Source organism: Arthrobacter sp. zg-Y1219 (assembly GCF_030125545.1).
Lineage (GTDB): Bacteria > Actinomycetota > Actinomycetes > Actinomycetales > Micrococcaceae > Arthrobacter_B.
Map to the genome: position 1 here is coordinate 174,540 of NZ_JASKLY010000001.1, position 19,315 is coordinate 193,854.

Annotated in this window: 17 protein-coding genes; 9 read left to right on the forward strand and 8 right to left on the reverse strand. The window is 66.6% G+C overall.

Features of this window, described 5'->3' with window-relative positions; genetic code table 11:
- The first annotated feature begins 133 nt into the window (after positions 1-133).
- The 3 genes from QNO00_RS00830 to QNO00_RS00840 all read left to right on the forward strand — a co-directional run bounded on the left by QNO00_RS00830 (position 134) and on the right by QNO00_RS00840 (position 3,261).
- The gene (locus QNO00_RS00830; RefSeq protein ID WP_284023294.1) at positions 134-748 is read left to right on the forward strand and encodes a glycosyl-4,4'-diaponeurosporenoate acyltransferase CrtO family protein; all 615 of its coding nucleotides are present in this window, start codon (positions 134-136) and stop codon (positions 746-748) included.
- Between the two features lie 356 nt (positions 749-1,104).
- Entirely contained in the window at positions 1,105-2,091 is a 987-nt protein-coding gene (locus tag QNO00_RS00835; RefSeq protein WP_284023295.1) for a DUF2332 domain-containing protein, read from the forward strand.
- 66 nt (positions 2,092-2,157) lie between these two features.
- Entirely contained in the window at positions 2,158-3,261 is a 1,104-nt protein-coding gene (locus QNO00_RS00840) for an ATP-binding protein (protein ID WP_284023296.1), read from the forward strand.
- 19 nt (positions 3,262-3,280) lie between these two features.
- Here QNO00_RS00840 and QNO00_RS00845 read toward each other — a convergent pair whose 3' ends face one another.
- Positions 3,281-4,573 (reverse strand): glycosyltransferase, encoded by a 1,293-nt coding sequence (locus QNO00_RS00845; RefSeq protein WP_284023297.1) that lies wholly within the window; start codon positions 4,571-4,573, stop codon positions 3,281-3,283.
- 748 nt (positions 4,574-5,321) lie between these two features.
- Here QNO00_RS00845 and QNO00_RS00850 point away from each other — a divergent pair.
- Positions 5,322-5,627 (forward strand): DUF4193 domain-containing protein, encoded by a 306-nt coding sequence (locus QNO00_RS00850; protein WP_104054271.1) that lies wholly within the window; start codon positions 5,322-5,324, stop codon positions 5,625-5,627.
- 143 nt (positions 5,628-5,770) lie between these two features.
- Positions 5,771-6,397 carry a peptide deformylase gene (locus tag QNO00_RS00855; protein ID WP_284023298.1) on the forward strand — a complete coding sequence of 209 codons (627 nt, stop codon included), beginning with the start codon at positions 5,771-5,773 and terminating at the stop codon, positions 6,395-6,397.
- A gap of 13 nt (positions 6,398-6,410) precedes the next feature.
- On the opposite strand, the gene QNO00_RS00860 is transcribed toward QNO00_RS00855, so the two are convergent.
- The gene (locus QNO00_RS00860) at positions 6,411-8,444 is read right to left on the reverse strand and encodes a S9 family peptidase (protein WP_284023299.1); all 2,034 of its coding nucleotides are present in this window, start codon (positions 8,442-8,444) and stop codon (positions 6,411-6,413) included.
- Positions 8,445-8,506: 62 nt separating this feature from the next.
- On the opposite strand from QNO00_RS00860, the gene QNO00_RS00865 reads away from it, so the two are divergent.
- From QNO00_RS00865 to QNO00_RS00880, 4 genes are all read left to right on the forward strand, one after another.
- Positions 8,507-9,376 (forward strand): methyltransferase domain-containing protein, encoded by an 870-nt coding sequence (locus tag QNO00_RS00865; protein ID WP_284023300.1) that lies wholly within the window; start codon positions 8,507-8,509, stop codon positions 9,374-9,376.
- 144 nt (positions 9,377-9,520) lie between these two features.
- The gene (locus tag QNO00_RS00870; protein ID WP_284023301.1) at positions 9,521-10,051 is read left to right on the forward strand and encodes an NfeD family protein; all 531 of its coding nucleotides are present in this window, start codon (positions 9,521-9,523) and stop codon (positions 10,049-10,051) included.
- A gap of 99 nt (positions 10,052-10,150) precedes the next feature.
- Positions 10,151-11,185, forward strand: a complete 1,035-nt coding sequence (locus QNO00_RS00875) for an SPFH domain-containing protein (RefSeq protein ID WP_284023302.1) — start codon at positions 10,151-10,153, stop codon at positions 11,183-11,185.
- 286 nt (positions 11,186-11,471) lie between these two features.
- Complete coding sequence (locus QNO00_RS00880) at positions 11,472-11,828, forward strand: RNA polymerase-binding protein RbpA (RefSeq protein WP_229965838.1); 357 nt, start codon at positions 11,472-11,474, stop codon at positions 11,826-11,828.
- A gap of 65 nt (positions 11,829-11,893) precedes the next feature.
- Here QNO00_RS00880 and QNO00_RS00885 read toward each other — a convergent pair whose 3' ends face one another.
- The 6 genes from QNO00_RS00885 to QNO00_RS00910 form a co-directional block, all read right to left on the reverse strand.
- Positions 11,894-12,622 carry a polyprenol monophosphomannose synthase gene (locus QNO00_RS00885; protein WP_284023338.1) on the reverse strand — a complete coding sequence of 243 codons (729 nt, stop codon included), beginning with the start codon at positions 12,620-12,622 and terminating at the stop codon, positions 11,894-11,896.
- 437 nt (positions 12,623-13,059) lie between these two features.
- Positions 13,060-14,703: an amidohydrolase gene (locus QNO00_RS00890; protein ID WP_284023303.1), complete on the reverse strand. Its 1,644-nt coding sequence runs from the start codon at positions 14,701-14,703 to the stop codon at positions 13,060-13,062.
- Positions 14,704-14,798: 95 nt separating this feature from the next.
- Positions 14,799-17,639 carry a DEAD/DEAH box helicase gene (locus QNO00_RS00895; RefSeq protein ID WP_284023304.1) on the reverse strand — a complete coding sequence of 947 codons (2,841 nt, stop codon included), beginning with the start codon at positions 17,637-17,639 and terminating at the stop codon, positions 14,799-14,801.
- Positions 17,640-17,733: 94 nt separating this feature from the next.
- Positions 17,734-18,561, reverse strand: a complete 828-nt coding sequence (tatC, locus tag QNO00_RS00900) for a twin-arginine translocase subunit TatC (RefSeq protein WP_229965835.1) — start codon at positions 18,559-18,561, stop codon at positions 17,734-17,736.
- A gap of 5 nt (positions 18,562-18,566) precedes the next feature.
- A complete protein-coding gene (gene tatA, locus QNO00_RS00905) occupies positions 18,567-18,884 on the reverse strand; it encodes a Sec-independent protein translocase subunit TatA (RefSeq protein WP_229965834.1) in 318 nt (105 codons plus the stop codon).
- A 33-nt stretch (positions 18,885-18,917) separates the two neighbouring features.
- Positions 18,918-19,256, reverse strand: a complete 339-nt coding sequence (locus QNO00_RS00910; RefSeq protein WP_229965833.1) for a hypothetical protein — start codon at positions 19,254-19,256, stop codon at positions 18,918-18,920.
- Between the last annotated feature and the right edge of the window lie 59 nt (positions 19,257-19,315).

The window sequence follows — 19,315 nt, forward strand, 5'->3', positions numbered from 1 at the left end:
GGCGTAATGGCAGATCCCTGGATTAACCGGCTGGACCCGCTATGGCCTTTGGTCAAGCGTGCGCTGAGCATTTCTCACTGAGGGATCGCCCTATGGGACAGCCCGGAGGAAGGCTCTGGCTAGAATCGGGGGCATGACAACGGGGGATCGACGAACAAGAGCAGCAGCACGCACCGAGATGAACATCCGACGAAGCACGTATCTCTGGTCACAGAGTGGACAACTTGGCTCGACGGCTGCGGGTCTGGTGCTCGGTCTCGGACTAGCGGTCGCTGGCTGGCTAGCCATAGGACCCGATCATTTCGTCTACGCATTCGTTGTCCAGAGCGCCTTTCTCTTCATGGCGCTCCTGACAGGTCCAGCACTGGTGGACGTTGCCCGCTACCGCTACCGGGTCAGACCGTTCGAGCCACGGATTTACACCCTGCTGGGAGCGGAGGCACTCCGACGCTTACTCGGCCTCGTCGGCTGGAACAGGATCATCGAACAGATGCGTCGAACAGAGCAAGGAGCATCAGGGATAGCCCGCTTCCTTAGAGGGACTGAGCAGTCCGAAACCGGTCACCTTCTCGGCTTCTCCGCCACCGCAGTACTGGCCATCATGGCCGCGGCTACATCACACCCTCGAGGTGCTGCACAGATTCTGCTTCTCGGGATGATCCTTCACTTATATCCCGTCATGATCCAGCGCATCACGCGCTTTAGAATCACCAGCCGTCGAACCAACATCAATGGAAGCGGACACTGAAGGATCCTTCACCGGATGCTTCTTCCGGGCCCAGGTTGTTTCACGGGGCATGCTTGTTTTCGTGCCTTGGGTGTTTCGGTAAACGAGTTGGCGCATCACGCCAAACCATCGCTTCTCTTGAAAGCTGACAATTCGACCCGGGTTGCCCCCTGCTTTCCGTCTCGCTCACCTTTTCCAAGTATCGGTCGAACTCCTTTTCACCCCGGACCCGGAAGATCTTGAATCCGTCCAAGATCTGCCGAAAAGATGCTGACTTGTAGTCTGATTTATACGGCAAGTAGATTTGCTAAATGGACGCAAGGGTTCCTGCCGTTCATTTCGGCAGCTGTCTGGCAGTTGTGTTTTAGGGTGAAGCCATGACCCACGCCACAGCTGACGCTTACCGGCGCTTCGCAGAGATTGAAGCGCGTCCCACCTCGCCGATGTACGCGGAGTGGGCGTCGTCCATTTCGGACGATCCGGCCGTGCTGGAATTGATCAGCGCACTCCCGGGCATGAAGAAGCAGCCCAACCTGGTCTTTGCCGGCGCTCGGTCCGCCGGTGCGCCGCTCGCCCCGTATCCCGAATTCCGCCATTGGCTTCTGAGGCATTGGCCCCGGGTTGAACCGATCATCAGGTCCCGGATGACCCAGACGAACGAGGCCAGCCGGTGCGCCGTGCTGCTGCCGCTGCTCAGCAGGATTGAGGGACCGCTGGCGCTCATTGAAGCGGGAGCGTCGGCTGGTCTCTGCCTGTATCCGGATCGATACAGCTACCGCTATCGGAGCACGGCGGGGGAGCACCTCCTGCATCCGGCGGACGGACCCAGCACCGTCGAGCTTCCCTGCGCCTTCGGCGGCCCGGCTCTACCCTCCCGGCTGCCCGACGTGGTGTGGCGTGCCGGGATCGACCTGAATCCCCTGGACGTTCGTGACAGCGCGGACCTTGAGTGGCTCGACACGCTCGTGTGGCCGGAACACGAGGCCCGCCGGACCCGCCTCCGGGCGGCGGCCTCCATCGTCGCAGCCGACCCGCCGCACCTGGTCCGGGGCGACATGGTGGAGGCCCTGCCCCGCCTGGTCTCCGAGGCTCCGAAGGACGCCACGGTGGTCGTGTTCCACAGTTCAGTGCTGGTCTACCTCGACCAGGAGCGGCGCTCCCGCTTCGTGGACCTGGTGCAGTCCCTGGACGTGACCTGGATCAGCAACGAGGGGGAGCAGATTGTTCCGGCCATCGCAGCCCGCCTTCCCCGCGGCGCCGGCGGCAGGACCGTCCTGGCTCAGGACGGGACTCCCCGGGCGTTCACCGGACCGCACGGACAAAGTTACGAGGCGCTCGAGCCGCTGGCAGCACTCGGGAAGTGACAACCAGGGCGCCGCGCCGGGTTCACCCAAGTACACTGTGTACACAACTGTTCACAGGAGGACGTATTGGCATCGAACCCGGCGGGTAATCCGTTCCGGCCCACTGCAGGAGCCGAACCACCGCAGCTGATCGGCCGCGCCGGACTGCTGGACGAGTTCGCGTACGGACTGCGCATCCGTTCAGGCGCCCCGGGACTCCTGACCATCTTTACCGGCGCCCGGGGCATCGGCAAGACGGTCATGCTGGGCGAGGCGGAGGATGAGGCACGCAGCCAGGGCTGGGCCGTCGTCTCGGAGACCGCAACGCGCGGTTTCCTGGGCCGCATCGGCGAGTCCATGCGCGCGCACGCCGAGGAGCTCGGCGACGGGCCGCCCGGGCGCAGGATCACCGGAATCAGCGCCGCCGGCTTTTCGCTGACCGCCGAACTGCCGCCCGAGCAGCAGACCGGATGGCGCCAGGTGGGCGAGCAGCTGCTGCGCCTGCTCGACGCCCAAAAAACCGGGCTGGCCATCACCCTGGACGAAATCCACGGTGCCGACCGGGATGAACTGGCCCAGCTCGCCGCCTCCGTGCAGCACTTCATCCGCGACGGGCTGCCGATCGCGCTGGTCTTCGCCGGGCTTCCCGCGGCGGTGTCCGACCTGCTCAATGAAGGAGTGGCCACGTTCCTCCGCAGAGCCGATCGGATTGATCTGCACGCTGCGGCCATTGACGAGGTGGAGGAGTCCTACCGGGAGACCTTCGCGGGTCTCGCCCATCCGCTGGATCCGGACCTGATCCGAACCGCCGCCGTGTCGACCGGCGGTTATCCGTTCCTGATCCAGCTCATTGGCTACCACCTCTGGCAGCTGGCCGAGGTCACCGACGGCCCGATGACCGCCGAAACCGTCAATCTGGCCCTGGCCGCCGCCCACCGGCGGAACACGCGCGTTGTCATCGGTGCGGCGCTCTCCACGGCGTCGCCCAAGGACCTCGACTTCCTCCGGGCCATGTCCGAAGATGACGGGCCGGCGTCCACCGCGGATATCGGAAAGCGGCTCGGTGACCAGAAAAACACGATCGGCAATTATCGGGCCCGCCTGATTGACGCCGGCCTGGTCCAGCCGGCCGGCCGAGGGCTGCTGGACTTCGCCATTCCGGGGTTGCGGGAACACCTGCGCCGCACCTGACGTCCGGCACGGCACGGATTTATCCGGAAAACCGGCTCTCCGGCCGGGCGGGAAGGTCCTCGAGTTCACTGACCAGCGGGCTGGTGGCGGCGTCGTGCGTGATGGCCGAACCGAGCTCCGCCGCAGCCTGGCGGTAGGTTCCGGCAGCCACGACGTCGGCGATGGCCCGGGCAATCCGCGGCGTCCGGGCACGGCGGGGGAGTGCGACGCCGGCTCCCCTCACCGTGACACGCACGGCGTTGTCCGACTGGTCGCGGCCATGGGCAAGAATGACCATCGGCACTCCCGCAGCGAGTGACTTCATCACGGTGCCGTGGCCTCCGTGCGTGACCACGAGGCGTGCCTGCCGCAGTACCTCCTGATGCGGAGCGGAGGCGACGACGGCGACATTGGCCGGCGCTCGAATCGCGTCCGGCCGGACGGCCGGCCCGGTGGTCACCAGCCCGCGCAGGGGAAGGCTCCCAAGTGCGTCCACAATGCGCTGCAGGCACGCGGCCTGGTTCTGGAATGTTGAGGACAGGGCAACGAGCACCAGCGGGTCATCACCGGACGTCGGCGCCCAGCTGTCGTTGACCGCCCATGACGGGTCGTCCAGCACTGGTCCGGCATAGCGGACGTTTGGCGGCAGCGGCGCGGGGAAGTCGAACGAGGCCGAGGTGAGCACAAGCTCACGCCTGGCGTGATGAAGCTGGTCCCAGGAATGTGCAATTGGCGCGAGCCCGTACTCTGCGCGAAGGGCATTGATGCGGGGCAGGGCATACCGGTCGAACACAGATGTGCTTGCCGTGCCCGCGGCCCAATCCCGCACGCGGCCCAGCGGGCCGCGGGCTGGCTGCAGCCCTGCACCGAACGGCGGCCGGCCCGGCGCGGGCAGGGGGTACAGATTCGGGAACAGGACGTCGAAGGGGACACCGCGCCCCTCGGCAGCGATCATGGCTCCGATGGCGGGGAAGGAGGTCAGCACCAGGTCCGGCGCCAGCTGCTCGAAGGCCCGGACCGTGTCCCGCGCCTGCGCCGGGGCCGGACCGGCAAACATGTGGTCGACGGTGCCGCGCAGCAGGCTCCTCGGGGTGCGGAGCTGCCAGTCCTGAAACTGGCCCCGGCTCTCGGTCCAGGGAATGAACGAGGCACCGGTGGCGTCCACCTGGTCGGCCATCGATTCCTCCGCGAGAACGGTGACCCGGTGGCCGCGGTCGAGGAGCCGCCGGGCGACGCCGAGTTCGGGCGGCACGGTTCCTCCGCCGTCCGTCAGCGCAAACAGATAATTGTTGACCGGTCCGGCCGGAGGGCTTGGGGCTGATGTCTCATTCATTGGCTTGACTCCCGGATTCTGCGTGCTGCTTCATCGGTCCGCCGCTCAGCTACCCCGATTGTCCCACCGCCACAGCAGCGCGTCAGCAGGCCCCGGAAAGCCGGCAGGGGAGCCCCTTCTCGGCACTACTTGACATAATGTAGATTATCGGCGTTATCTCCAAGCCCGCCGGAAGGGGTTTGCCGTCAAATCAGCATCCTGGTGTTCTGGCACTCAATCCCCCGCATTTCGGCCTTTATTTCCGCTGCTGGCAGCGGCTCTTTCAACGGGGCCCACCGGCCGTTCCGGGCCGCAGCACGCCAGAATGGGCCCAGCCTGCACCTACAGGTCGCGCCAAAACGCGGCACAACCCCTCCCGGATGCCCTGCCGAATGAGTTGACATAATGTCCCCCGGCATCGACGAACGAGGAAATTCCTCCGAGCCTGCTTGTTGACATAACGCGTCCCCCCGGGTGAGCCGGCCCCGCAGCTCACCCGCCAGCTTGTCATAACGTCCGTTCCGGCGTCCGGACAGCGAAGCGCAACCTGACATAACCGACAGTCCCGGCCAGTCCCCGCGCAACGTTCCCGGCCCGTTCGCCGAACCCGAACTTCCTTAAAACTGCCCAAAAAATAGGACGCCGATCACTTCCGCAGAAGCACAACAGGCCCTAAGATATGCCGTCACGCCTTCAGTTGGTGAAATCGGCCCGTCTGCCTATATGATCTACGCTCAACCCCCCAAAATTCAGGAGATAAGCACTTTCCATGGCTACTGATTACGATGCTCCGCGCGTCAAGGAAGAAGACCGCCCCAGCGACTCCCTTGAAGGACTGAAAGCCCAGCAGCGCGGCGGCGCAATGACGGCTGTTCGGGACGTCGCTGATGAGACGGATGCCATCGACGGTTTCGAACTTCCCGGTGCTGACTTGTCCGGCGAAGAACTGCTCATCAAGGTTGTCCCGGCCCAGGCTGACGAGTTCACCTGCATGTCCTGCTTCCTGGTGCGGCACCGCTCACAGATCGCCAAGGAGAAGAACGGCGACAAGTACTGCGTGGACTGCGAAGGCTAGGACCACTGCTCCCCCGGCCTGGGTGCCAGCGGCTCAGCCGCGGCACCCGGGCCGGTTGTTTTTTGCCACAGTCAGTGTCAATCGGCACCCGGGAAGGTCCAGCAGTTGGCCTGATGACGGCGGAAGGCCACTAGGATGGGGCGGTGCCCACAGAAACTCCCCGCATCCGCGATTTGGTCCTTCCACTGCTGGAAACGGAGCTGCCGCCGATCGTCCAATTGGGACATCCCGCTCTCCGCCAGCCTGCCCTTCCCTACGACGGGCAGCTGACCGCCGGAGAGCTCAGTGCACTCATCACCCTGATGCGCCGGGTGATGCATGCCGCTCCTGGCGTTGGGCTGGCAGCGCCGCAGCTGGGCATCCCGCTGCAGATTGCCGTCCTGGAAGATCGGTTCGACGCCGATCCGGACATCACCGACGTCCGCGACCGCCACCCCCTGCCGTTCTTCACTGCAATCAATCCCCGCTACACGCCGGTGGGCACGGAGACTGCAGAGTTTTTCGAGGGTTGCCTCTCCTTTAACGGTTATCAGGGCGTCGTGGCGCGTGCCCGATCCGTCTCGCTGCACTTCACCGACTCCGACGGCGCTGCCGTGCGCCGGGACTTCCAGGGCTGGCAGGCCCGGATTGTCCAGCATGAAACGGACCATCTGCACGGCACCGTCTACGTGGACAAGGTCCTGACCCGCTCACTGTGCAGCAACGCCGAATACCTGCGCCGCTGGGCCTCGCCGTCCATCGACGAGGCCCAGCGGATCCTGGGCTTCTAGGCTTCCGGGCGGCTTACGCGTTGCCCGGCTTCAGCCACTGCTCCCACCAGCGCAGGACGTGCTCAAAGCGCTGCCGCCGGTGCCACGGAGTTCCGGCCCGGGACAGCTCGTGGTTCTCGCCGGGGAACAGCAGCAGCTCCGCCGGAACGCCGTGCTGTTTCAAGGCGGTGTAGTAACGCTGGGCCTGGTCCACCGGACAGCGCAGGTCTTCCTCGGAGTGGATTACCAGCGTGGGGGTGCGCACGTCACCAACACGGGCCATGGGGCTCTGGGCGAGCACCTGATCAGTGTTGGTGCCGGTGTACTCGGGACCAAAGAACCAGCCGATGTCCGCCGATCCGGTGAAGGACAGCGGATCCAGGAAGCCGCGTTCCACGATGGCTGCGGTAAACCGGTGGTCGTTCGCCGTCGTCCAGGCGCTCAGGTAGCCGCCGTAGGAGCCGCCCATGACTCCCAAGCGGGCGCCGTCGAGCTCCGGATGCGCTGCCAGCACGCCCTCCAGGAAGGCCAGGACGTCGTCCAGGTCCCTGGTTCCCATGGCTTCCTTGATAACCCGGCCGTGCGCCTGTCCGTAACCTGCGGAACCGCGGGGGTTGCACTGCACCACCGCGTAGCCGGCAGCCGCGTACGCCTGCGCCTCGTCGAAATAGGCGCAGTCGAACTGTGCGAACGGACCGCCGTGGATGTTCAGCAGCACCGGATGCGGGCCCGGACCCTCGGGCAGGACCACCCAGCCGTGCACCGGATAACCGTCCCGGGACGGGTGGATTTCCTCGAGCGCGGGAGCCACCCTGGTGTCCTTCCGCAGCTGCGCCGAAAAATCAGTCAGCGGCCGCAGCCCGCCCGCTTCCAGCAGCGCCGCCTCCCCCATCGTGGTGCCGTCGGCATAGCTGACGACGACGGCGCCCGCCGCCGCCGCTGCGCCCTGGACCACGAGCGGGCCGGAGGCCAGCACCCGGCGCTCACCCCCGGCATCAATCTGCAGCAGTTCAACGGAGCCGCGCGTGCGGTTGAACACCAACACCTCCGACTCCCCCGCGGGCACGATGCCGCCTTCCGCCAGATCGGTATCCTCCGGGTCGGTGAGCCGCCGGGCCGGACCGTCCGAACCGGCCGGCAGCACGTACAGGGCAGTGTTGCGGGCCACAAAGTCCTTGCCGGTGCCGGAAAGGTCCTGGGCCAGGAAGTACAGCCACTGCCCGTCGGCGCTCGGGGTGGGCTCCGAAACTCCCAGGAGCGTTTCACTTTCAACTGCAGTGTTCGTCAGGCGTTCCGGTTCGGTCCCGCTCAGGGCCAGGGCGTAAATGTCCGAGACCAGGTCCTCGTCAGCGCCGGAGTGCAGCGCCGCGGTGAACAGAACGTGCTTTCCATCGGCGGAGAACACCGGTGACGTGGCGTCGGCGTCGGCATGCGTCAGCTGGCGGGCCTCGGGGAAGTCCCCGCCGATGCCGCCGTCAGCCGAGTCCCCGGCCTGTCCGGAGGCCTCCTTGGCCCGTCCAACCGGTGCGATCCACGGCTCGGCATCCAGGGCGGGCAGGTCCAGCAGGAAGACCTGCACCCGCTTGTCCGCCGTGTAGCCGGCGCCGTTGGCCCGGTATTTGTAGCTGCTGATGAGCCGCGGGTCCTCGGCACCGGGGCCAACGCCGTCGACCGTGCCGTACCGCCCGTGTGCCGGAACCCGGGACGAGAACACCAGCTGGGCGGAGTCCGGGGAGAAACGGAACCAGCTCACGCCCATTTTGGAGTCGGTCAGCCGGACCGGCTCTCCGCCTGCGGCGGGAACGGCGTACAGCTGCGGTTTGCCGCCGGGAACGGAGCGGAGGAATCCGAGCACTTCGCCGTCGGGCGAGAAACGCGGCTGGGTGTCCGCGAAGCCCTGGGTGATGCGCCGCGGAGTTCCGCCGCCCAGCGGCACTGACCAGAGCTGGCCCACGTAGGCGTCAGCGGCGAAGTCGGGCCGGGTTGCTGACACCACCGCCCGTGTGCCGTCCGGATGGATTGTAGGAACAGAGACAGAGTGCAGGAGATTCAGGTCACTTGGTTTCACCCGGTGAAGCCTACTACCGCGGGAATTCCCGGACGCCGCAGCGGCGCACCTAAGATGGAAGGATGCCCCCTGCTCCCGTGTCCCTGCTGTGCCCCGTCTGCCGCGGGCCGCTGGCCTCCCCGGGAGCAGGCGACGCCCCCGTCCTCACTTGCCCCGGCGGGCACCGGTACGACGCCGCACGGCAGGGATACTTCAACCTGCTCACCGGCTCCGGCACCAAATTCCAGGCCGATACCGCCGAGATGGTGCAGGCCCGGGTCGATTTCCTGGCCGCCGGACATTACCGGCCGATGGCTGACGAGCTCGCCGGCCTGGTGGCCGCTGCCACCCCCGAAGCGCCAACAGTGCTCGACGCCGGCGCCGGCACCGGCTACTACCTGGGCGTTGTCACGGAGAGGCTTCCGGCCGCTGACGCGGTGGCCCTGGACATTTCAAAGTTTGCACTGCGGCGCGCCGCGCGGGCGTTGCCGGCGGCCCGCTGCCTCGTCTGGGATGTCTGGCGCCCGCTGCCGCTGGCGGACGCCTCGGTGGATGCAGTACTGAACGTCTTTGCACCCCGCAACGCTGCGGAATTCCGGCGCGTCCTGCGCGGGAACGGGGTCCTGGCCGTCGTCACGCCGCAACCGGCGCATCTCCAGGAAATTCGCACCCTGGCCGGGATGCTGGAGATCGGCGACGAGAAGGAATCCCGCGTCACCGGTGCCCTGGAGGAACATTTCCGCCCGGAACGGACCCTGCACTGCGAATACCGCATGCAGCTCTCCGCGGCCGACATCAGCAATGTCGCCCTCATGGGACCCTCCGCCCGCCACCTGGACCGGGAAGCCCTCGCCGGAAACCTTGCCCAGCTCACCGGCCCCGTCCCCGTCACGGCAGCGTTTTCGCTCCAGCTCTTTCGGGCAGCGGCACTCCCCCAAGGGGCCGGAGTATGACGTCGGACACGGAAAGCGGCACCCAAACGTTATAGTCGGCAACGGTGTTGCACGGACAAAACGGGTCCGCTTCAGGCAGAATGGGCAACACCGCCCGCACAACCCGACCGCCGGCCCATAGCCTGCGGAGCCGAAGGGAACGATATGCAGGACGTATACCAATGGCTGCTTGACTACGGCTGGGCCGTCTGGCTCGTGCTCTTCCTGGCCCTGGCCGCCATCGAAACGCTGACCCTCGACCTCTTTTTCGCCATGTTGTCAGTAGGCGCCCTGGGTGCCATGCTGGCAGCCCTCTTCGGAGCGCCGCTGTTTCTGCAGGTCGTGGTCTTCTGCATCGTGGCGCTGCTGATGATCGTCCTCGTCCGGCCGCTGGCGCTGAAGCACCTGGACCGGGGCCCCAAGGACCAGCGCTCCAACATTGACCGCCTCATCGGCGCACCGGCGCTCACCCTGGAAGCCGTCTCCGGCACCGCCGGAACCGTTAAGATCGGCGGCGACATCTGGACCGCGCGCACGCCTGACGGCTCCAGTCTCACCGCCGGCGCACCGGTCCTGGTGACCCGCATCGACGGGGCCACCGCCGTCGTCGTTCCCGCCCCTTCCGGTGCCCATTCCAGCGAGGTCCATCCATCGGATGCCAGGCCCACTGACGAGCGCGGCAGCGAACAGCACTGAGGAACCACCGCCGGAGACGGCGTTTTTATCCGGCGGCAGCCGCCGCCGGCACAGAACCAGGCGAGCCCGCGCGGGTCCGCCAAAACCTGAAGGGGGAATATGAGTCCCGGAACCACCGGCCTCATCATCATTCTGGCTGTCCTGATAATTTTTGTCCTGGTCATCCTGGTGAAATCGGTCAAGATCATTCCGCAGGCACGCGCCGGCGTCGTCGAGCGGCTGGGTAAATACCAGCGCACGCTCAACCCGGGCCTGACCATCCTGATTCCGTTTGTGGACCGGCTGCTGCCGCTGCTGGACCTCCGCGAACAGGTGGTGTCCTTTCCTCCGCAGCAGGTGATCACCGAAGACAGCCTCGTGGTCTCGATCGACACGGTTGTTTACTTCCAGGTCACCGATCCGCGTGCCGCCACCTACGAAATTGCCAACTACATCCACGCGGTGGAGCAGCTGACCACCACCACCCTGCGCAACGTGGTCGGCGGCTTGAACCTCGAAGAAGCGTTGACCTCGCGCGACCGCATCAACGGCCAGCTGCGCGGCGTCCTTGACGAAGCCACCGGCCGCTGGGGCATCCGGGTGTCCCGGGTGGAGCTCAAGGCCATCGAACCGCCCCTGTCGATCCAGGACTCCATGGAGAAGCAGATGCGCGCCGAGCGCGAACGCCGCGCAACCATTCTGACGGCCGAGGGCACCAAGCAGGCCCAGATCCTGAACGCGGAAGGCCGCCGGCAGGCTGCCATCCTCGCTGCGGAAGGTGATGCGAAAGCCGACATCCTCCGGGCCGACGGCGAATCCCAGGCCATCCACAAGGTCTTCGAGGCCATTCACAAGGGCCGCCCGGATCAGAACCTGCTGGCGTACCAGTACCTGCAGACCCTGCCCAAGCTGGCGGAAGGAACCTCCAACAAGCTCTGGATCATCCCCAGTGAGCTGGGCGAGGCGCTGAAGGGCGTCGGCAGCGCATTGGGGAACTTTGTTCCCGACATGCCGGCAGCCAACGGCAGCACGCCGGCTGCTTCCGCGGCCAACGGATCGGTTCCGGACACCGCCGGAGCCGCATCCGGTCCGACACCAGCCGCTCCCACGGCGGAAGCTCCGACCCTCGCCGACTCCCCCGACGTTCAGCGCTAGCTGCCGCGGTTAGCGAAGCCGTCCGCGGCCGGTATAATTGGTTGTTTGCCGGGGTCTGTCCCTTGGCCCGCCCATTGAAACCGGTCGCGGACGTTCGCGTTGGAACATTTGGCGCGAAATCGGCGTTGAATTCATTGGGCCGCCTGCGGGACGGCACAGGAACTCGGATGCAGCCTCTGCGTTCGACGGCTCGGCGACACACACGTGAAGGTACCGGAGCGGAACGGTACCAACAGCACTACAGATGGGTCCCCCGTGGATCCTTCGGACTGAAGAGGGAGAAAAGATGAGCGATCGCAGCCTGCGGGGTATGCGCCTTGGCGCGCAGAGCATGGAGACTGAATCCGGCGTTGAGCCGGCTCCCCGCCAGCGGGTGGAATACCGCTGCGAGGACGGCGAACGGGTATTCGTTACGTTCGCCGCCGAGGCCGACGTTCCTCCGGTCTGGGTATCCAAGACCGGCAAGGAAGCCCTCCTGGTCGACGGCGAGAAGCCGGACACCAGCAACGACAAGCCGGTGCGTACGCACTGGGACATGCTGCTGGAACGCCGCAGCATTGAAGAGCTGGAAACGATCCTGCAGGACCGTCTGACTATCCTGCGCGAACGCCGCGGAGAGCGCACTTCTGCTTCGAAGAAGTAACTCCGCCGCATAAAGGGAGGGGGCTGCCGTCCGGCAGCCCCCTCCCTTTTGTTAACCCCGAAGGGTTAGACGCGCTTGGTCAGCTTCTTCCAGCGGGCACCCAGGCCCCACTTGGTGACGTTGGCCATCGCTTCGAAGACAATGTTGCCGCTCATTTTGGAGGCGCCGAACTCACGCTCGACGAAGGTGATGGGCACCTCCTTGATGCTCAGCCCGAGGCGGGCCACACGGAACGTCATGTCCACCTGGAAGCCGTAGCCCACTGACTCCACGGCACTCAGGTCGAGTTTTTCCAGGGTGGTGCGCTGGAACGCCCGGTAGCCGGCGGTGATGTCCCGAACGCCGATTCCCAGCATCAGGCGGGAGTAGGTGCTTCCGCCCCTGGACAGGATTTTGCGGTGCAGCGGCCAGTTGACCACGGATCCGCCGGGCACCCAGCGCGAACCGATGACCAGATCCGCACCTGCCTCGGCAGCGGCCAGCAGCAGCGGCAGCTGCTCGGGTTTGTGGGATCCGTCGGCATCCATCTCCACCAGGATGTCGTAGTCCCGCGCCAGGCCCCAGCGGAACCCGGCGATATACGCTGCCCCGAGGCCCTCTTTGCCTCTGCGGTGCAGGACATGGACCTGAGGATCGACGGCGGCGATTCCGTCCGCATAGGCGCCGGTGCCGTCCGGGCTGTTATCGTCCGCGATCAGTACATCCGAGTCCGGCACCGCCGCCCGCAGCCGCTGAAGCGTCTTGGGGAGGGATTCGATCTCGTTGTAGGTCGGGATGATGGTCAGGACGCGCACGCATTCGCCTTTCATTGGGAATAGGCTGCACGAACGCAGCCGTGGGGTCGGTACCCCGGCAAGACTTCCCAGTATATGGGAGTGTTCCTGCGCCAACGTCCAGCTCCAATGCCGCGCCGGTCACACACAAGGGCAGGCCCTTCCGCCTTCGGGCCAGCCCGGCCGAAGCCGGGGCTGTTTTCTACTGACGGTTGAGCCTGCCCTGGTGCGCACTGCGTACCTGGTCGGTACCCGGTTTTAGCCGCCGAGTACCCGGTCGGCACAGCGGTGCGGTGTGCGGTATTTCCTGCGCAGCGGATTCGGTTCCCCGAAGTCCGCCTGCGATTCCCTTAGCCTACGTGCTGTCTGATCTCTGTCAACAAGCTTCTGACTAGGTACTTTGACCGACGGTGCAGGTCACGCGGGCGAGCCGCCGCGGCTTTTCGGTGCGCCTGAACTCAGAAACCTACCGCCCGGTAGAGTTCGCTGCCGTCGTGGACGGTCAGCAGGCAGCGCGGCTGGTGTCCGGTATCCAGCGCCGGCAGCAGCGGGGTGCCCGCCCGGGGATCGGTGCTCCAGGAGGCGCCCTTGGCATCGGGGGTCTGCACCATCAGCTCCTCGACTTCCCAGATGGCGTAGGACGCGGGCGCGCCCGGAGCCAGCTGGCCCAGCATGAAGTTTCCGGCCCCCGCGGCCCGCCATCCGGCCCGGGTATGGCCGATGAAAGCCGCCCGGGCAGAGATCCGCTCGGCCGGATTGGAATGGGAAATTGCGGCCCGGACGGCGGCCCAGGGATTCATCGGGATCACCGGTGAGTCCGACCCAAGGGCAACCATCACGCCGGCCGAAAGGAGGGACGCGAACCGGTTCATGGATCCGCTCCGCTCCCCCAGCCGCTGCTCGTAGAGACCGCCGGTGCCGCCCCAGGCGGCGTCGAAACCGGCCTGCATGCTGGCGACGGCGCCGAAGCGCACCAATTCGGCGATGGCGCCGTCGTCGGCCAGTTCCAAATGTTCCATGCGGTGGTGCGACGCACGGATGCGGTCCTCACCCACGGCGTCGGCCGCGATCCGCAGCCCGGCCAGGACAGTGTCCAGGCCGGCGTCGCCGATGACGTGGAAACCGCCCTGGAGACCGGCGCGGGTGGCCAGTTCCAAGTGTCGTCCGGCTTGCTCGGCGCTCAGGTACAGGGTGCCGCTGGACTCCGGGGCGTCGGTGTAGGGTGCGCGCAGGGCCGCGGTCCGGGCGCCGAGGGAACCGTCGACATTCAAGTCGCCGGCCAGCCCGATTAGCCGCCCTTCGAAGGGTGCGGTGATTTCGGCCAGTTCCGCCTCGGTCTGTGCCAGCTGTCCCCAGTAGGGAAGCACCTGCGGCAGGGGGTCCGCGCCCAGCGAGCCCTCCAGGCCCATCAGCTGGCGCAGGTCTTCGACGGGCGCAATGTGCGGCGCCGCCATTTCGGTCACGGCGATGATTCCCTGCCCGGCGGCGTGCTTCAGCGCAGCCTGCTGATAGCGCGACCGCTGCACCAGGTCCAGGGAGCGGGCGGCGGTGCGGGCCAGGGTGTGTGCGGCACGCACCACGAAGCCGTTGTCCCAGCCATCGTGCTCCGCCAGTTTCAGGGTGGCGGCGAGGGTTCCGGACACGACGGCGCAGTGCACGTCGGTCCGGGCCAGATACACGGGCCGGTCGCCCGAGGCGGCGTCCAGCTCCGCAGCCGTCGGCACCCGGCGCTCGGGCCACGCCGATTCGTCCCAGCCGTAGCCTGTGAGCAGCCCCTCAGTGCCGGCGGCAGCCTTGGCCACCAGCTCGAGGAGCTCCGCCAGCGAGGCTGCTCGGGAGAGGTCCAGGGCGGACAGGGCCGCTCCCGTTTCGGTGATGTGCGCGTGCGAGTCAACGAACCCGGGAGTGATGAGGGCGCCCTGCAGGTCCACGACCGTCATCCGGGAGTCCTGAATGGAGGTGGCGGCGTGTTCGGAGCCGACCCATGCCACGGTGTCCCCCTCCACCAGCATCGCCGTGGCGAACGGATCTGCCGCGCTGTAGACGGACCCGTTGCGGTAGAGCGTCAGCTGCGGGGTTCCGGAAGGAGGCTGGGTGTTCAAGGACTTACCTGTTTTCTGTAGTGCTGTGTGGTTGAAAGATCCCCGCCGACCGGAACCGGACGGCGGGGAGCTGCGGGGCGGCTTTGCCGGGCAGGTTATTCGCTGACCGCGGAGTAGGCGACGACGCCGCGCCGGATCAGGCCGATGGCCTCGATGCAGCGCCGGCGCAGCCCGTCGGGCAGGTCCGGAACTTTGGCCAGCTGATCCAGCAGGTCAATGACCTGCTTGGTCCACCGCACAAAGTCACCGGCGGCCAGCTCGGTGCCGTTGAGCGCCAGCTGCAGGTGTTTGCCCTTGGCCCACTTGTACATCGGCCACACCAGGCCCAGCTCGGGTTCCCCGGTTTGCGGCAGCCGCTCCGCTTCCTCGATGTCGGTGAGGCGGGACCACTGCTGGACGATGAGGTCCATGGCAACCTCGAGGGAGACGCTGGGCAGCCGCGGCCGCACGCCCCGCTCCTCGCGCTTGGCCTGGTAGACCAGGGTCGTGGCCAGCGCCGCCAGCTCAGCCGCATGGACGTCGCTGAACGCGCCGTGCTGCAGGGACAAAGCGATCAGCAGGTCCTTCTCACCGTAGATCCGGCGCAGCTTCTGGCCGGCCGGAGTCACCGCCGATCGTCCGGTCTCGTCCGGAGCTACGTAGCCGTAGTGCCCCAGGACGTCGCAGACACGGTCAAAGGTCTTGGCGATGGTGTTGGTGCGGCCTCGGATCTGCGCCGCGAGAGTGTCCGTCTCCCGGCGCAGCTTCCACCAGCGTTCGGCCCAGCGGGCATGGTTTTCCCGGTCGCTGCAGCCGTGGCAGGGGTGTGCGCGCATCTTCCGCCGCAGTTCAGTGATGGCCTGCTCCTGCCGGTCGGCGGCCAGGTGGAGCGCGCCGCGTTTGGCTGCCGCACGCGGGGGCCGGTGATCATGCAGGGCGTTGCGGACCGAGGAGGCCAAATCACGGCGGTCCTTCGCTGTCCGGGAGTTGAAGGATTTCGGAATGCGGATGTGCGAAACGGTTTCCACGGCCCCGTCCAGCTCGGAGGCGGTGATCCGGCGGATCTGCTTGTCCTCGGTCAGGACAGTGGTCCGTGCCTCCCTGCCCTGCTGCGCGTCCTGCGGCAGCACCACGGCATAGCCGGAGTTCCGGCCGCCCGGAATCAGGATGACGTCGCCCGCGGCCAGGGCATCCAGCGAGGCGGCGACGGCGGACCGGCGGTCCCGCGCGCGGGACTTCGAGGCCTGCGCCTCGGCGTCGGAGAGTTGGCGGCGCAGTGCCGCGTACTCGGTGAAGTCCCCCAGGTGGCAGGTCATGGCCTTTTCATAGCCGGCCAGGGATTCCTCCCGGGACCGCACCTGCTTGGCCAGGCCAACGACCGAGCGGTCGGCCTGGAACTGGGCGAAGGAGGACTCCAGGATCTCGCGGGAGCGCTCACGGCCAAACTGGGCCATGAGGTTGATGCTCATGTTGTACGTGGGCCGGAAACTGGAGTTCAGCGGATAGGTCCGCCGGGAGGCAAGACCGGCGACGGCGGCCGGATCGGTGCCCGGCTGCCACAGGACCACGGCGTGGCCCTCGACGTCGATGCCCCGGCGGCCGGCGCGGCCGGTGAGCTGGGTGTACTCCCCCGCCGTGATGTCCACGTGCGCCTCGCCGTTGAACTTGTCCAGTTTTTCCAGGACCACGGTGCGCGCGGGCATGTTGATTCCCAGTGCCAGGGTTTCAGTGGCGAAGACGGCGCGGACCAGCCCGGCGGTGAAGAGCCGTTCCACCACTTCCTTGAAGGTGGGCAGCATCCCGGCATGATGGGCGGCGAATCCGCGGATCAGGCCCTCCCGCCAGGTCCAGAAGCCCAGGACTTCCAGATCGTCCTCGGGGATGTCCTGGCTGGCCTCGTCCACGATGCGGGCGATGGCCAGGCGCTCGGACTCGTTGGTGAGCCAGAGGCCGGATTCGACGCACTGCCGGACGGCACCTTCGCAGCCGTTGCGGGAGAAGATGAAGGTGATGGCCGGCAGCAGGCCCCGCCTCTCGAGCTGGGCTATGACGGCCGGGCGCGAGGCCTTCGGGATCCGGGTGGTCGGCGGCCCGGCATGCCCGCGGCGCGGTGCGTCCCGGCGTCCCCCGCGGGAGGAACCGCGTGAACCGCCCCAGTGTCCGCGCTGGTTGATGCGCGACTCGGCGCGCGCCAGCTCCAGCAGCTCGGGATTCACCCGGTAGCGTTCCTGCACGCCGGCAGGCTGCTCGGGTTCGGCTGCCTCGTCGAAGGACACATCGGATTCAAACAGGTCCATGATGTCCCGGCCCACCATTACATGCTGCCAGAGCGGGACGGGACGGTGCTCGGAAACCACGACGTCGGTGTCGCCCCGGACAGTGTCCAGCCAGGCCCCGAATTCCTCGGCGTTCGAGACCGTTGCGCTCAGCGAGACCAGCTGCACGTCCGAGCGGAGGTGGATGATGACTTCTTCCCAGACGGCACCGCGGAAGCGGTCCGCAAGGTAGTGCACTTCATCCATCACGACATAACCCAGGTCATCCAGGGTGGCGGAGTTGGAGTACAGCATGTTCCGCAGCACTTCGGTGGTCATGACGACGACGTCGGCGTCCGGGTTGATGCTGGTGTCGCCGGTCAGCAGGCCTACTCGTTCCGCACCGTAGGACGCCGAGAGCTCCAGGTACTTCTGGTTGCTCAGGGCCTTGATGGGTGTCGTATAAAACGCCTTGAGCCCGCGCTCGAGGGCCATGTAGACGGCGAACTCCCCCACCACGGTCTTTCCCGCACCGGTGGGGGCGGCCACCAGGACGCCGCGGCCGGCCTCCACGGAGCGGCAGGCATCCGTCTGGAAAGGGTCAAGGTCAAACCCGAGCTGCTGCTCGAAGACCGCCAGCTTGGTCTTGGAGTGTTCGGCTAGTTGTTTCGCGGCTCTGTACCGCTCCGACGGGGAAGTCATGTTCCCAGCCTAGACTCTGCCCGCCCCCGGCCGCGCGTCCGGACCCGGGGCTCCGCCTTGGGCTGAAAGTCCGAACCGCACTGCCGGCAGCGCCTTACAGGTTCTCCAGCGGAGTGGCGGTGTCGGCGCTTGCGCTGACGGCCGCTTCGCGGGCCGCGTTCCGGCGATCCCGGCGCCTGTCGTTGACAAGGCAGATTCCCACTGCGGCCGCGAAAAGCACCAGCAGCGGCGCAGCCATGTAGAACATGGTGAGGGCGTCGCCGCCGGGTGCTGCCATGGCAGCGAAGACGCAGATCAGGAAGATGGTGATGCGCCAGTACTTGACGATCGTTTTCCCCCGGAGGATGCCGGCCATGTTCAGGCCCACCAGCACCACCGGAATCAGGAAAGCGATGCCGAAGGCCAGCAGGAGGCGGATCACGAAGGCCAGGTACACCGTAGCGGTGATGACGTTGGCGCTGCCCTCGGGCGTGAAGCCGGTGAGCACCTCAATGGCGCTGGGCAGAAGCAGCCAGGCCAGGTACACGCCGCCCAGGAACAGCGGCACTGAGGCAGCCATGAACCCGAGGGTCATGCGCCGTTCCTTGGTCTTGAGCCCGGGGGTAATGAAGGCCCACAGCTGGTACAGCCACACCGGGCAGGACAGCAGCAGTCCGATAAAGACCGAGACCTGGATCATCTGGTCAAAGGGTGTCGCCACGCCCTCGAAGTTGATCGTGGCGAAGCGCCCCTCCTGGTTGCCCACGTCCAGGACCGGACGGGTCAGGGCATTAAAGACCGGCATGTACAGGAAGAACCCGGCAACCGTGCCGAGGACCACGGCAATGCCGGCCTTGAACAGACGGTTGCGGGCTTCCCGCAGGTGCTCCTTGAGGGCCATCCGACCCTCAGGGTTGGAATTGCGCCCTTTGGTCAGCGCCACGGCCGTTACAGGCCGGTGGGCGGGTTACCCGCGGGGCGCTGATCCGGACCGGTTGTCCCGGTTGTTCCGGAGGCACGCGGTGCCGCCGGCGGCGTCTGGACCCCGGATGCTCCGGCGGGCGGGTTGGTGACGATCCGGCCCTCCACCGTCTCCTCGGGCGTGGAATCGGACGGGTTTTCGTCCTTCATCTGGCGGACCTCGGACTTGAAAATCCGCAGGGACTGCCCCATGCTGCGGGCCAGTCCGGGAAGTTTGGGTGCGCCGAAGAGTAGAAGGGCCAGAACGACCAGGATTACAATGTGCCAGCCTTGAATACCGTTCATGCCGGGTGTCCTTTCGTTTTGAGACAGTTTACGTCAGAGTCCTGGAAAGTCCCGCAGGGCGCGGGGCTGCCCGTTGGCCAGGCGCCGGCTGATCCGGCGTTCCCGGCGGCCGGCCTGGCGCGCCTCTTTTCCTTCTTCGTAGCGGACCTTCACCAGGATTGGATCCGCAAAAATCCCGAGTTCAGCGTCGGGAGACTTCTCTGCAGGCGGCGCCGCGGCGGGTGCTGAAACTGCCAGCGACGAGACCGCAGTCTCCGCTTCCCGCAATGTCGCCATGAGCTTGCGGAAGATCCGCCAGCCGATGAGGGCGTAAAAAGCGGCTGCGGCGACGATGAGCGCCGCCCATATCAAAATCCAGGACCACCAAGGCATGAGTCCAGCATAGTGCGGGCAGCCGCTGCGGGACGCATCGCCGCAGCGCGCCTCACAGC

What these genes read in the sequence shown, in the direction of transcription:
- QNO00_RS00830 (WP_284023294.1), top strand. Translation starts at nt 134, where the DNA reads ATGACAACGGGGGATCGACGAACAAGAGCAGCAGCACGCACCGAGATG.
- QNO00_RS00835 (WP_284023295.1), top strand. Translation starts at nt 1,105, where the DNA reads ATGACCCACGCCACAGCTGACGCTTACCGGCGCTTCGCAGAGATTGAA.
- QNO00_RS00845 (WP_284023297.1), bottom strand. Translation starts at nt 4,573, where the DNA reads ATGAATGAGACATCAGCCCCAAGCCCTCCGGCCGGACCGGTCAACAAT.
- QNO00_RS00850 (WP_104054271.1), top strand. Translation starts at nt 5,322, where the DNA reads ATGGCTACTGATTACGATGCTCCGCGCGTCAAGGAAGAAGACCGCCCC.
- QNO00_RS00865 (WP_284023300.1), top strand. Translation starts at nt 8,507, where the DNA reads ATGCCCCCTGCTCCCGTGTCCCTGCTGTGCCCCGTCTGCCGCGGGCCG.
- QNO00_RS00870 (WP_284023301.1), top strand. Translation starts at nt 9,521, where the DNA reads ATGCAGGACGTATACCAATGGCTGCTTGACTACGGCTGGGCCGTCTGG.
- QNO00_RS00875 (WP_284023302.1), top strand. Translation starts at nt 10,151, where the DNA reads ATGAGTCCCGGAACCACCGGCCTCATCATCATTCTGGCTGTCCTGATA.
- QNO00_RS00880 (WP_229965838.1), top strand. Translation starts at nt 11,472, where the DNA reads ATGAGCGATCGCAGCCTGCGGGGTATGCGCCTTGGCGCGCAGAGCATG.
- QNO00_RS00895 (WP_284023304.1), bottom strand. Translation starts at nt 17,639, where the DNA reads ATGACTTCCCCGTCGGAGCGGTACAGAGCCGCGAAACAACTAGCCGAA.
- tatA (WP_229965834.1), bottom strand. Translation starts at nt 18,884, where the DNA reads ATGAACGGTATTCAAGGCTGGCACATTGTAATCCTGGTCGTTCTGGCC.
- QNO00_RS00910 (WP_229965833.1), bottom strand. Translation starts at nt 19,256, where the DNA reads ATGCCTTGGTGGTCCTGGATTTTGATATGGGCGGCGCTCATCGTCGCC.